The organism is Rothia uropygialis, assembly GCF_004137765.1.
GTDB lineage: Bacteria > Actinomycetota > Actinomycetes > Actinomycetales > Micrococcaceae > Rothia.
This window is the reverse complement of record NZ_NOIS01000001.1, coordinates 139989-152162: the sequence shown is the minus strand read 5'-3', so window position 1 is coordinate 152162 and position 12174 is coordinate 139989. Positions and strand designations below refer to the sequence as shown.

The 12174-nt window shown below is 61.0% G+C and carries 13 protein-coding genes; all 13 read right to left on the bottom strand.

Annotated features, from left to right (window positions below):
* Position 1: 1 nt before the first annotated feature.
* The gene (locus EWV35_RS00665; RefSeq protein WP_129657246.1) at positions 2–1936 is read right to left on the bottom strand and encodes an NHL domain-containing thioredoxin family protein; all 1935 of its coding nucleotides are present in this window, start codon (positions 1934–1936) and stop codon (positions 2–4) included.
* A 168-nt stretch (positions 1937–2104) separates the two neighbouring features.
* Positions 2105–4375, bottom strand: coding sequence for a cytochrome c oxidase assembly protein (locus EWV35_RS00660; RefSeq protein WP_129657244.1), 2271 nt, complete (start codon positions 4373–4375; stop codon positions 2105–2107).
* Between the two features lie 79 nt (positions 4376–4454).
* Complete coding sequence (locus tag EWV35_RS00655; RefSeq protein WP_129657242.1) at positions 4455–5777, bottom strand: Dyp-type peroxidase; 1323 nt, start codon at positions 5775–5777, stop codon at positions 4455–4457.
* 13 nt (positions 5778–5790) lie between these two features.
* Complete coding sequence (locus EWV35_RS00650; RefSeq protein WP_129657240.1) at positions 5791–6468, bottom strand: copper chaperone PCu(A)C; 678 nt, start codon at positions 6466–6468, stop codon at positions 5791–5793.
* A 14-nt stretch (positions 6469–6482) separates the two neighbouring features.
* Positions 6483–7130 carry a copper resistance CopC family protein gene (locus EWV35_RS00645; protein ID WP_129657238.1) on the bottom strand — a complete coding sequence of 216 codons (648 nt, stop codon included), beginning with the start codon at positions 7128–7130 and terminating at the stop codon, positions 6483–6485.
* A 79-nt stretch (positions 7131–7209) separates the two neighbouring features.
* Positions 7210–7848, bottom strand: a complete 639-nt coding sequence (locus EWV35_RS00640) for a hypothetical protein (RefSeq protein WP_129657236.1) — start codon at positions 7846–7848, stop codon at positions 7210–7212.
* Between the two features lie 184 nt (positions 7849–8032).
* Complete coding sequence (locus tag EWV35_RS00635) at positions 8033–8317, bottom strand: HU family DNA-binding protein (RefSeq protein WP_129314580.1); 285 nt, start codon at positions 8315–8317, stop codon at positions 8033–8035.
* Between the two features lie 68 nt (positions 8318–8385).
* Positions 8386–8691: a 30S ribosomal protein S14 gene (gene rpsN / locus EWV35_RS00630; protein WP_129358897.1), complete on the bottom strand. Its 306-nt coding sequence runs from the start codon at positions 8689–8691 to the stop codon at positions 8386–8388.
* Positions 8692–8696: 5 nt separating this feature from the next.
* Positions 8697–8867 (bottom strand): 50S ribosomal protein L33, encoded by a 171-nt coding sequence (rpmG, locus tag EWV35_RS00625; protein ID WP_030015328.1) that lies wholly within the window; start codon positions 8865–8867, stop codon positions 8697–8699.
* Between the two features lie 2 nt (positions 8868–8869).
* Positions 8870–9106 carry a 50S ribosomal protein L28 gene (rpmB, locus tag EWV35_RS00620; RefSeq protein ID WP_129314578.1) on the bottom strand — a complete coding sequence of 79 codons (237 nt, stop codon included), beginning with the start codon at positions 9104–9106 and terminating at the stop codon, positions 8870–8872.
* A 276-nt stretch (positions 9107–9382) separates the two neighbouring features.
* Entirely contained in the window at positions 9383–10240 is an 858-nt protein-coding gene (locus tag EWV35_RS00615; RefSeq protein ID WP_129657234.1) for an SGNH/GDSL hydrolase family protein, read from the bottom strand.
* Positions 10241–10370: 130 nt separating this feature from the next.
* Positions 10371–11354, bottom strand: a complete 984-nt coding sequence (locus EWV35_RS00610; protein WP_129657232.1) for a siderophore-interacting protein — start codon at positions 11352–11354, stop codon at positions 10371–10373.
* A complete protein-coding gene (locus EWV35_RS00605) occupies positions 11351–12172 on the bottom strand; it encodes an ABC transporter ATP-binding protein (RefSeq protein WP_129657230.1) in 822 nt (273 codons plus the stop codon). Before EWV35_RS00605 ends, EWV35_RS00610 begins: the two co-directional genes overlap by 4 nt.
* Between the last annotated feature and the right edge of the window lie 2 nt (positions 12173–12174).

Genomic DNA, 12174 nt, shown 5'->3' with positions numbered 1-12174 from the left:
GTCAATTGACTCCCCGCAGGTCCAGCGTCATGATGCGCTCATCCTTTTCGTCGCCCGTGACCCGAACCGGGATGCCCCAATCCTGTTGATAGAGGTGACATGCGGCGTGATCCGGGATCTCACCGCCAGGCTCACCATCGCAGGCTGCGGCCCGAGCCGTGACGTGGAGGACGGCGTCAGTAATCTCCGGATTCAACGTCAACGTCCGAGCCAGTCCTTGCTGTGCACCTGAGCCTTCTGTGATGAATTCGGGCGGGGTGGCCGAGATCTTCAACTGTGTGGGATCGCCCCAACGGTCATCTAGTTTCTGGCCCGTGGGAGCCGAGAACCGCGAGACGATCTCCAGGGTCCCTCCCGCCAGAAGAGACGGCGGCCGTTGCGTCTGGGAAGCTCCCTCGTCAACCCGCTGGGCTTCCTTGGGGATTGGCAAGCGGACTACCTGGTGAGCATTCGCCTCGACCACGAGGAGAAGAGGCTCTTGACCTTCCCCTCTGTCTTCGAGCAGAACGTCCGACGGCTCGGCCAGATCACGGGCCAGGGTGGTCAACTCGGCCGTCACAGGATCCCACCGCCGCACGGCACCGTTGTACGTGTCCGCGATTGCTACTGACTGGTCGGGCAGAACCGCGACACCCAGGCAATGCTGCAACCGGCCTTCTGCGGAGGAACCGTCGCGGAATCCGAAGTCAAACAGGCCTTGGCCGACCGCCGTGGTGACCACCGGACCGTTGTCCTGGAATGAAATTTTTCTCAGGGCCGAGGTCTCCGAATCGGCAACCCAAATGGTTCCGTCCTCCGCCTGTGCCAGGCCCGAGGACTGGGCGAACCATGCTTCCGCAGCACTACCGTCGAGCAGGCCTTCCGCTCCCGTTCCCGCCAGAACCTGGACCATGCCGGACACGGGGTCAAAGGAAAAGATTTGGTGCGTACCGGCCATTGCAACGATGAATGACTCGCTGGCCTCGGACCATACGAGGTCCCACGGCGAAGACAATGAGACGGATTGGGGGTCGGCCTCGGGATCGATGAAGTTGGGGTCCCCCGTGCGCGCACCCTCAGCATCGAGCAACCGCTGCACACCGTTGCCGGCCACCGTGGTGACTTCCCCATCGTCCAGCCGAACACCACGAAGGCGGTGGTTGACGGAGTCCGCAACGACGACGTCGTACCCGACCTGGTCTCGCAACTCTTCCGGCACGATCGCCAGGCCCTGCGGCTCATTGAAGCGGGCGTCGTCGGCCGAACCGTCCTGATACCCTTTGGCGTTGCCTCCCCACGTCCGGAGCACCTTTTCCAACGACGCATCCAGCTCGACGACGCGGTGTCGGCCGGTATCCGTAACAAGGTATGTCTGTCCCTGAGCTTCCCGCGCGCGCAGTTCGGCAGGAAGAGCATTGATCTTGCCGGGGAAGGAAAGGATCCCTTCCGATTTGGGGCGAGGCACATAGGGGCCGCTCCCCCGGTGCAGAGTCCCTTTGGCCTCGTGTTCCTGAGCCAGCTCGTGAACCAGGGAAACGAGCCCTTGGACGTGCCCCTCGCCCGAGAGGTGAGCGACGATGTACCCCTCCGGGTCCACGACGACGAGGGTCGGCCATGCTCGGGCCGTGTAGGCCTGCCACGTGCCTAGCTCGGGGTCGTCCAATACCGGATGCTGAATGTCATACCGGTCCACGGCCGCGGCCAGGGCCTCCGGGTCCGCTTCGTGCTCGAACTTCGGAGAATGGACGCCCACCGTCACGAGGATGTCAGAGAACTCCTCTTCCAAGGGCCGCAGCTCGTCCAGAACATGCAGGCAATTGATGCAGCAAAAGGACCAGAAATCCAGAACGACAATCTTGCCGCGCAGATCCGACCAATTCAGGTCTTTCCCTCCCGTATTCAGCCAATTTCGGCCGGTCAATTCGGAGGCACGTACTCGGGGCGCGCGTTCAACCATCGGATCCTCTTTCCTGGAATCTTCCACGGTTCGTTCTGGACTGTTCGTGGGTGCTTGCAGAAGGGTAACAAGCCGCAGGGCGCGGATGTTCCCTGTTTCGTAGCAACGTCATGCGACGGTGGATGGGCGTCATATTTCAGCGATGTACGCCGCCATGGTGGAAGACAGTTACCGCCGCTCCCCCGGGCGCGAATCGATGCCTTCGTTGAGCTTTTCGAACATCTCGTTGTACGCCTCCAACTCGGCGTCACCATCGCGATCCGCCTGGCGATCGAGCCTCTTCGCCAGGCGTCCGTCGGCAATAGACCATTGCACGCCGACGACGACCGCAATCATCATGGTCGGGATCTCTCCCATCCCCCACATGATGGATCCGCCCAATTTCTGGTCAGCGATGGCCGACAGCCCCCACGGACGTCCGAGGTTTCCGAACCAGGAGGCCTGCAAAAGGGCATTGGAGCTCATCAGGGCAATTCCGACGAATGCGTGGTAACCCAGGGTCGCGATGAGAACAACCAAACGAAGCGCATATTGAGGACGTCGAGGAATGGGATCGATGCCGATCAGAACCAGCAAGAACATGTAACCGGTCAACAGGAAATGAACCATCATGAACTCGTGCCCCACGTGGAAACGCAACGCTACACCGAACAGCGGGGTGAAATAGAAGATCACGATCGATCCTGCGAAGTTGACACCGGCGACGATCGGGTTCGTGACGATTTTTGCCCAGGTGGAATGTGTGAATCGCAATATCCACTCGCGGGGGCCCCGCGTACCGTCCTGTCGCGGCTCCAAGGCTCGGAGCAATAACGTTACTGGTGCCCCCAAGACCAAGAAAATTGGAATGATCATGGTCAGGAGCATGTGCTCGACCATATGCGCCGAGAAGAGGACCCTCGCGTATACGGTCAGGGACCCCGAGGTCGCGAATGTCAGGAAAGCGAGCCCCAGGACCCACGAGAACAACCGCAAGGGGTTCCAGGTCCCACCTCTGGCCCGGACCTTGAAGAACGCCCAAATATAGAACCAGAGAGCAAGAACGGCAATGGCGACCCACAACCAGTCCCAGCGCCACGTCGTGAACCAGGAAGCGGTCGTCGGCTCCGCTGGCATCTCGTACCACGTGATGATGCGGGCCGGGGAGGCATCCGGCTTCAGCTCTTCGGGAACCGGCGGGGCCGTTCGGGAAAGGGTCACTGCCACGCCGGAGACGGTGCCCATAATGATCAGCTCCGCCAGGATGACCTGCCAAATGCCCCGGAATGCGCTGACGGCACCGGATTCGATGCGCGGGAGGAGATACATCCGGTGAGCGGCGCCGGCGATGCCCAGAAGAATGGTCAAACTTGCCTTGGTCACGATCAGGGCACCGTAGGTGGTACCGAGGTCCGACAGACCGAAAATGCGGATATCGGCATTGATGATGCCTGAGACCAACACCATGACGAAGCCGACCAGCGCGACAGCGGAATATCGTCGAAGGACCGCGACCGCTATCGGCGCCCGTCGAGCGTTTGCACTGAGCGACCCGCGGGTCTTCTCGGGCACGGTGCCCGTCCCGGCCTCGGGTCCGGAGAGCTGACGGGACAAGTACGCAAGCACCACGAGGCCGCCGAACCAGAGGCTCACGCCCAACAAGTGAAGCCCCAGGGAGTTGACGGCGCCCATATGGTCATCGCCGCCCGAGGAATGCCCGCTGAGGGCAAGCGCCACCAAAGCGATCATGGACACACCGAAAGTCAGCAAGAGACCCAGCAGCTGGCGCACGGCGAAGATCAAGGTCGTCACGACCGCCGCAACCACGACGATCGTCGTTTGCTCCTGCCCACCTGCGATGCTCTGCATGTAGCTGAGCAACTGCGTTGTAAAGGCTTTGTCGCTGCCGACGGAACTTCCCGAGACATCGGCATAGGACAGGATGAGCACAGCGACTGCCGCGATGGTCCACGTCATCGCGGCCACCGCACCGAAGTTCAGCGCCGAGGTGAAGGGCGGGTACTCGGCCTTGCTGTTGTCCTCCTCTTGCCGGAGCTCCTCGGCCTCGTCTGCAGACGCATTGGCCAGGTCCTCGACGCTGGCGTCATCCGCATCGGCAGCGCGCTTGAGCCGGGAGCCTCGGCGTCCGCGTCGAGTCGCGTCGACAGCGTAGCGGGGGATGAAGAAGACCGTGAACAGCAATGAACCCATGGTCGCCGCCATCGCGACATTGTGAATCGCTTCGGCCACCGGCAGAGCCCAGCGGACAAAAGGCCCGGGATCGTTGAGCTCCGTCCCGGCCGCGGTGCCCGAAAGAATGAGCGAGACGACGAGGAATACGAGGGTCGTACCCGGAACCACGAGCAACCACGGCCTGTGTAATCCACGCGCGATTCCTTGCGGTATCTCTCGCCGTGGCGCGGTGGTCTTACCGGCGGCCTTCGGCTTGCTGCTCGTCATCAAATCCTCGGATCGAAAGTGGTGTGTCGGTGCCTGCGCGACCTCGGCCGAGGCCGACCGAGGTCGCGCGGAGCCGGACCTACGTACGGAACAGGAAGTCCCCGATGAAACCGCCCTCTTCGCACCCCGGAGGAATCGCGAAGACCGCGGACCCAATGGGGACGGTCCAGGTATTGAGCATGTCCAACTCGGCCAGACGTTTTTGAATGGGTACGAATTGTTTGACCGGATCGGCTTGGTAGGAGGCGAAGATCAGCCCAGTACGGCTCACTCCGCCTTCGCTGGAGCCGGCTTTCGCTAGGCCAGACGCGTTCGAAACCGGTAAATCATAATTGTACGGCCGTCTCAGAATACGTTCGACCGGGGTTTGGGCGGTCGCCCTTCTGATGTGGGCGTAATCAGCGATCACCGGAAAACCGACCGGCGTCTTGGCGGAAAGGTCGGCCGGATCCGTTTCTTTCCGGCCGGTCAGTGGGGCACCGTTGGACAGCTTGCGTCCGACGGAATCCTCGCGACCGGGATTGTCCACCTCATCCCACGTATCCAAGTTCATATGGATACGGCGGATGACCAATGACGTTCCCCCTTCGGCCCAGGGTTCGAGCCCGTCAGCCTTTCCATAGACGATGTCGTCCATGCTCGTGTCGTCCGTACTCGGATTGATCGTTCCATCAACCTGACCGAACAGGTTCCGCATCGTCGTGCCCTTTTTCAAAGAGCCCGCTGCGTTACGAAAACCTTCCTGTACCCAGTGCACGCTGCCGAAACTGCGCGTGTCCTTGAGGAGCATTCTCTGTGCGTGGGCCAATGTCATTTTGTCATCGCAACAGATTTGCAACAGGAGATCGGACTCGCCGTACTCCTCCCCGAGCCGATCGATCTGTTCAAAAGCCGGAAGAGGTTTGAGCCAATACGGTTTGGACTTCGGATCGACCAGGTCAAAGATCTTCTCCCCGAAACCGATGGTGATGGTGAGGTTCGCGGCTATTTCAGCGAGCTCGGGTTCCTGATCGTTGATCGGGCCTTTCCCGGATGTCAGCGATGCGGCGTCGTCGCTCACGATGCGCAGCATGCGGCGGACGTCTGCCGAAGCCAGGTCCGGACGCAAACGAATCCCGATGAAATGACCAAAGGCCGGAGCCGGAGTCGCGACCCCGGCCTGACGCTTCCCGTGGAAACCAACTGTTGACGAAGCGAGCGATGAGCCCCCGTCCACGGCTTGGGGATTTCCCTCATTGCCTTCGCCTAAGGGCGATGACGAGCCGCGGTGGCCGCCGCGGAGGGCGAGCTCGATGCCCGCTCCCGCGGCGGCACCTACGGAGGCAGTCGCCCCTCCGACGAGCAGATGCCTACGGCTCCACAGGGAACGTCGTGGCGCCGTAGCTTCCTGTTTGTCGGACATTGGGGTCACTCCCTTACGACGAGCAGCTGGGGAGCTTGCTCGAGCTCGGGCTCATGGACGACATATCGTGACCGGAGTGATCGCTCGTGTCATGGCCGGAATGATCGTTCATGTCGTGACCGGAGGCGTGTTCCGAGGACGAACCGGATTCTTCGGACGGATCGTAGTTCTCTTTGGCGCCCGAGTAGTCCCGGATCGGCGCGTCGACATCAATGGATTTGTCGTCCGAAGTCTTGAGCGTGACCTTGAGACTGTCGCCGGCCAACATCGAGCACTTCAAGTCCATCAGCATAATGTGGTTTCCGCCGGGCTTGAGTTCAAGCGATTCACCAGGCTTGATCGTGAATCCGTCCTTTTTCTCTTGCATTGACGAAGCACCGGTTTTGCTGTCGGTCACTGTCTCGTGCAGCTGCACCATGTCAGAGGCCTTAGTTTCCGCCTGGGTCACTTTGACCTCGTGATCCGATGTGTTGGTCAGCGTTCCGAATACTGCGGTCATGCCGGAATCTGCAGCTTTGGCCCACGGGTCCTTGACGGCAAGGCCCGAGTCCGAGGCATTCGCTCCGGAGGAAGCCGAGGCCTTGGAAGAGCTGTCATGGCTTGCTTCCTGGGACCCTCCGCAACCGGTCAACGCAAGCAGAGTGCTCACCGCGAGGGCGGCAGGGACGAGAACAAACCGAGATGTTTTCATGTTGGTCACCACCGTCAACGCCTTTCGTCGTTCTTCTTGGCGCGAATCCGCGCGATGAGCAGCACAACGACGGCCAGAACCGCTAGAGCGATCACAGCACCGATGACGGCACTCACCCACACGGGCAGACCGGAGCCCTGCTCCTTCTTGTCGGAGTCATTCGCCTCGGCGGAAGAGGAATCATCGCTCGGGCCGGCTGACGCTTCATTGGTTGCCGATGCCTGGTCCCCTGAACCGCCCTGGCCCACGGTGAAGTTGAAAGCCCCTTCGATCGGGTGGCCGTCTTCGGAAACAACACGCCAAGCTACTTTGTACGTTTCGTCCTTGGCATCCGAGGAGACCTTCTGGGTCACTTCCTTGCCCTCGACGGTTGCGTCACCGGTGCTCACGGTATTGCCCTCGGAGTCCGTCACAATGACCTTGTTGCCATTGTGAACTTTGGTGATGTTCCCGGAGAAGGTCAACGTGACGTGGTCAGGGGCGGTGCTGACCTTGCCGTCCTGGGCCGGATCCGTCTGCACGAGCTGGTCGTGCGCTTGAGCCGCCGTTCCGCTCATGAAAAGTGCCACGATCACCAGCGCAATTGTCGCTGGCACGGCAGCGATGCGACGTCGCATCGTCGGGTTCTCAAGGTTTTTGGTGCTTTTCATTATCAGGGCCATGCCTGTACTCTCTTTCGTCGCTGAATTCTCCGGGGCGGCATGGGCGAAGGCCCAGGCTGCTGGCCCGGAGTCATTGGATTTATGCGGAGACGAAAGGAGCGGGAGGCCCTCGGAGCGCGACGGGGCCGGGGTAGGCCTTGTGGACCAGTACCCGAACCATGCCGGCTACCGGCAACGGGCGGAACGCAGGAACTACCGCGACGGCTTCGGGCAGGATGGGAGAAACTCGCTCAAGCCCGATCCGAACGGCCAATGACAGCGCGGCCAGTGCGGCGTCCCCGCGGCGAATAGCAAGGTAGGTCAGCAATGCTGCCGCAAGATGCATCATGACCATGCCGCTCGAAAGGTCGGTCGATTGCCCGCTGACGGAAGCGGTCAGAGAACCGGTTCCGTGGGACATGTGGGCGGCATGACCAACCATGGGCTCTCCGTGGGCTTGCGTCATGACGACATCATGGCCTGTCTGCGCGAAGAGCCAGTGAAGAATCCCCTGGGAGCAGATAACGCTCAGAGCGGTTGAGAAAACCGACCATCTGATGCCGGAAACCAGCACGCAGACCAGGCCGGACAGTGCCCAGCAAACGGCCACGAGGGCCGGAGGCGGTACATGTCCCATGGCCAGGACGTGGGAGGCGACGCCGGTGAAGGTCGCGATACTGGCCAAACTCCAACCACGAACGAGGCGGGACAAACGACTCGGCGTGGCACGGAAAGTCACGACGGTCCACCCCCTGAGTTCCTCGACATGACAGCGATCAGCCTGAAAGACGCACTCAGTCTACCAATGGTTTCGCCCTGGGCGATCCGCTAGTACGAGGGATCACACGACGTCCATGAGGACAAAGAAAGCCCCGCATTCCTGAACAGGAACGCGGGGCTTTCAAGCGTCTGCAGTCGGATGACTACTTCTTGGCAACAGCTGCTTTGAGCTTGGAACCAGCGCTCAACTTGACGCCATGACCAGCGGGGATCTTGATGGCCTCGCCGGTCTGCGGGTTACGACCGGTGCGTGCTGCACGATCGGTGCGCTCCACCGACAACCAGCCGGGGATGGTGATCTTCTCGCCCTTGGAAACCGAGGATTCGAAAACCTGGAAGACAGCATCCAGAACGCCATTGACGGCGGCCTGGCTCATGCCTGACTTCTCGGCAACCTCTGAAACGAGTTCGCTACGGTTCTTAGCCATATCTGTGTCCCTCCTGAGACTTGAATTTTCTTGGCTCAAGCCGACTATACCGGCCTACAACCGAAAAATTACCAGCTTGACTTGGTAATTCCCGGCAATTCGCCGCGGTGCGCCATCTGGCGGAAGCGAACACGGGAAATCCCAAACTTCTGGAAGGTGCCGCGCGGACGACCGTCGATCTGGTCGCGGTTACGGATACGGATGGGAGAAGCATTGCGGGGGAGCTTCTGCAAGCCCAAACGGGCCTCTTCGCGCTCCTCCGGGGATGCGTTCTCGTCTACAAGGGTCTTCTTGAGGGCAGCACGCTTCTCCGCGTAGCGCTCAACGATGACCTTGCGCTGCTCGTTACGAGCGATCTTGGACTTCTTGGCCATTGCTCTTAGCGCTCCTCTCGGAAATCAACGTGCTTGCGGACAACCGGGTCGTACTTCTTCATGACCAGGCGGTCCGGGTTATTGCGGCGGTTCTTGCGGGTTACGTAGGTGTAACCAGTGCCGGCAGTGGACTTCAGCTTGATGATCGGACGAACGTCCTTGGTATTCGATGCCATGCTTAAATCTTCTCCCCGCGTGCAAGGATGTCGGCTACGACCGCGTCGATACCGCGGCTGTCAATAACCTTGATGCCCTTGGCGGACACGTTCAGCGTGACGTTGCGGCGAAGGGACGGGACCCAGTAGCGCTTCTTCTGAATGTTCGGATCGAACCGGCGCTTGGTGCGGCGGTGCGAGTGCGAAATGCTGTGTCCAAAGCCGGGAACAGCTCCGGTCACCTGGCAGACGGCTGCCATAGTTTCTCCTCCAAATGTTGACAAAATGACGGTGCGCAGTTGTTGCCTACACGAATGCGGGCCTTCCGAGCGCTCCGTCACCTACTTAGAGCACCGGGTTATTCGCCGGGCCAGAGTGTGGAACAGGCGCCTGCGTGAGATTTTCAGGTCCTGTCCCCGCCGCGGGATAACGGTGAAGCTTTCTTCGGTGCCGAGAGGTGGACTCACCACTACGACAGCGTTAAATACTATGGAATAGCCGTACCAAGCGCAACCTGCCCAGGGCAGAACATGGTCTTAATCACCGGATTCGGCCGCCTCATCAACCCTAGGCTCCGTCACCGTCATACTCTGAAGCTCGGGGTATTTCGGTGACAGCAAATCGCCTGATGAGGTCCCCCTCAGTCTACGCCCGACCCACGGCAACGCGAATTCGCGCACCCAATCGACGTTGGCACGGGTGGTTTGCACGCGTGAAACACGACGCATTTGCGGCAGTGGCTCCAATCCGAGATCCACCGCCGGGGTCACGTCCAGCGCTTCAAGGACCTTGCCTGCAAGTTTTCGGTGGCCCCGGGTGTTCATGTGCAAACGGTCCGGTGCCCAGTAGCGAGCATCCGAGAACTCTTTGCTCATGCGCCAGAAATCGACCAAGATCACTCCGTGACGGTCAACGATTTCCCGCAGGAGTTCATTGTAGATCGCCGCGCGACCCCGGGTCCCCTTGAAGACACCGTAGAAATTCTTCGCGTCGAATCCAGTAAAGGTCAGGACGTGGGCCCCGCTCGACCGCAGACGCGAGATCGCGTCCTCATAGCCAACCATCAGCTCATCCACGTCCACGTTGGGTCGCAGAATGTCGTTTCCGCCGCCGTAAATGCTCACGAGCGTCGGTTCCAGAGCCAATGCCGCCTCGATCTGCTCATCGAGAATCGGACCCATGGTTCGGCCGCGAATCGCCAAATTCGCGTACGTCGTCCGAGGGAAACGGAGCGTAAGCTGCTCCGCAACACGGTCGGCCCACCCACGGACTCCATTCGGGCGTGTGGGGTCCTCGTCCCCAACTCCTTCCGTGAAGGAATCTCCGAGGGCCACGAATCGGATGGGCTCCCGCTCTGCGCGATCTTCCGATTCCTCATCGGCGACTGTGGACATAACTCTCCAAACCAACGCGTACTTCCATGGATCACAGGCAATTCGCCCCCATGCGAAGCACCCACACCCACGACGTTAGGCCCGCCCACAGCGGACCGCAACACGCCGGGGCAAAAAGCCCAGCACGGCCCTAGGACTCTGCGTGGCCTGCTTTCCAGTAGCCCATGAAGGAAATGCTCGACTTCTCGATATTGGCTTCGTTGACACACACTCGGCGCGCTGCACGAACCACGGAGGCCTCGCCCGCCAGGTAAACGTACGTGCTGCCCGGGTGCTCAGTGGTCTTCCACACGATTTCATCCGCGGCAACCTTGACCCCGAGGGGGCTGTCCGCGTCCTCGTCGTGCGGTTCGATGCCCAGCGCCTCGCGCAAAGCCTGTAGCGTGAGTTTTCCTCGGACCATGCCTTCTCGGCGTTCGAGCCAGTGGAGTTCGAGGTCGCCGTGCCGTCGGGCCTCCTCGATCAACGGCTGTGCATGGCGGTCCAATTCGGCGTTGCCTTCCGGGACCTCCAACAGGAATCGGGCACGAGCACCCTGCGGCAAAGTGCGCAAGACCGACATAGCGGCGGGAACAGCAGTCTCGTCGGCGCACACGATGACAGTGTCAGCCTGCTCGGGCTTCCACATCGACCAGAGCTGCCCTTCACGGGATGGGCCGATAAAGCTCAAACTGTCGCCGACCTTCGCTCGGGAAGCCCAGGTCGCGCCGGGCCCCATCTCGGGCGGCTGGTCACCGCCTTCGGATTTTCCCTCCGGAGGATGCAGGACGAAATCGACATCGATTTCGACTCCCTTGCCTCCCGCAGGGGAGGTCCAGGCCCGGGAATCCCGAAGGGTATAGGTACGGATCCAGCCGCCGCGTTCCTTGGGATCCGCGGCGAACCAGTCCTTCCGCCAGGTGTCATTGAGATCCAGGCGCACGGGGCCCGATAGCTCAGGATGCGGAATGAAGAGCTTCAGATAGGAGTCGAGGACCTGGCCGCTCCCGTCTCCCGCCGGGGCAGCCAACCTGGTCAGCTGTTCGGATGCGAGCCTGATTCGGACGAAGTCACGGCTCAGGCGTTCCGTCCCCGTGACCTCGGCTTCAAAGAGTTCCATGGGGATGTTGCTCATACCAGTTCCTTTCTGGGAGTCGGCACGACGACGGGTGACCCACCCTCATCCGGGCTCACGACCGCGTCGAGGCCGAAGACATCGGCCAAATTCTCTCGAGTCAAGACCTCAGCCGGCCGACCCGCCATCTTGATCTCGCCGTCCTTCATGGCCACAAGGTGGTCTGCGCAACGCGCTGCCAAGTTCAGCTCGTGAAGGACCAGAACCATCGTGGTTCCCCTCGCGCGATTCAGGTCCACCACGAGGTCGACCAGGTCCACCTGGTGAGCGAGGTCGAGGTACGTGGTCGGCTCGTCGAGGAGAAGGACATCGGTTTCCTGAGCCAGGGCCATTGCAATCCACACGCGTTGGCGTTGCCCGCCCGAAAGCTCAGCGACGGGAATCTCGGCAAGCTGATCGGTATGCGTTGCTTCCAGCGCCCAGGCGACTGCGGCGTCGTCCTCACGGGATGCTTTGGAAAACATGCCCTGATAGGGATATCTCCCTCGGGATACGAGGTCGGCGACCGTGATTCCGTCCGGCGCCACCGGGTGCTGCGGGAGCAGCCCCACGCGACGTGCGAAGTCTCGCGAGCCATACTTGGACAGGTCTTTGGAATCGAGGTGAACTCGACCACCGGCGGGCTTGAGCAAACGAGAGAACCCGCGCAGCAGCGTGGACTTGCCGCATCCGTTAGGGCCAATGATCGCGGTAACCTGGCCGGCAGGGACCTCGAAGTCCAGGTTCTCGACGATGTTGCGGCCACCGTAATTGAGAGTCAGCGATTCCGCGCACAGACGCAGCTGTTGGGAAGAAGAAGAAGGACGGACTTTGGCCATAA

Excerpts from the sequence above, each read along its gene's own strand:
- EWV35_RS00665 (WP_129657246.1), bottom strand. The coding sequence starts at position 1,936 with ATGGTTGAACGCGCGCCCCGAGTACGTGCCTCCGAATTGACCGGCCGA.
- EWV35_RS00660 (WP_129657244.1), bottom strand. The coding sequence starts at position 4,375 with ATGACGAGCAGCAAGCCGAAGGCCGCCGGTAAGACCACCGCGCCACGG.
- EWV35_RS00655 (WP_129657242.1), bottom strand. The coding sequence starts at position 5,777 with ATGTCCGACAAACAGGAAGCTACGGCGCCACGACGTTCCCTGTGGAGC.
- EWV35_RS00650 (WP_129657240.1), bottom strand. The coding sequence starts at position 6,468 with ATGAAAACATCTCGGTTTGTTCTCGTCCCTGCCGCCCTCGCGGTGAGC.
- EWV35_RS00645 (WP_129657238.1), bottom strand. The coding sequence starts at position 7,130 with ATGGCCCTGATAATGAAAAGCACCAAAAACCTTGAGAACCCGACGATG.
- EWV35_RS00635 (WP_129314580.1), bottom strand. The coding sequence starts at position 8,317 with ATGGCTAAGAACCGTAGCGAACTCGTTTCAGAGGTTGCCGAGAAGTCA.
- rpsN (WP_129358897.1), bottom strand. The coding sequence starts at position 8,691 with ATGGCCAAGAAGTCCAAGATCGCTCGTAACGAGCAGCGCAAGGTCATC.
- rpmG (WP_030015328.1), bottom strand. The coding sequence starts at position 8,867 with ATGGCATCGAATACCAAGGACGTTCGTCCGATCATCAAGCTGAAGTCC.
- rpmB (WP_129314578.1), bottom strand. The coding sequence starts at position 9,106 with ATGGCAGCCGTCTGCCAGGTGACCGGAGCTGTTCCCGGCTTTGGACAC.
- EWV35_RS00615 (WP_129657234.1), bottom strand. The coding sequence starts at position 10,240 with ATGTCCACAGTCGCCGATGAGGAATCGGAAGATCGCGCAGAGCGGGAG.
- EWV35_RS00610 (WP_129657232.1), bottom strand. The coding sequence starts at position 11,354 with ATGAGCAACATCCCCATGGAACTCTTTGAAGCCGAGGTCACGGGGACG.
- EWV35_RS00605 (WP_129657230.1), bottom strand. The coding sequence starts at position 12,172 with ATGGCCAAAGTCCGTCCTTCTTCTTCTTCCCAACAGCTGCGTCTGTGC.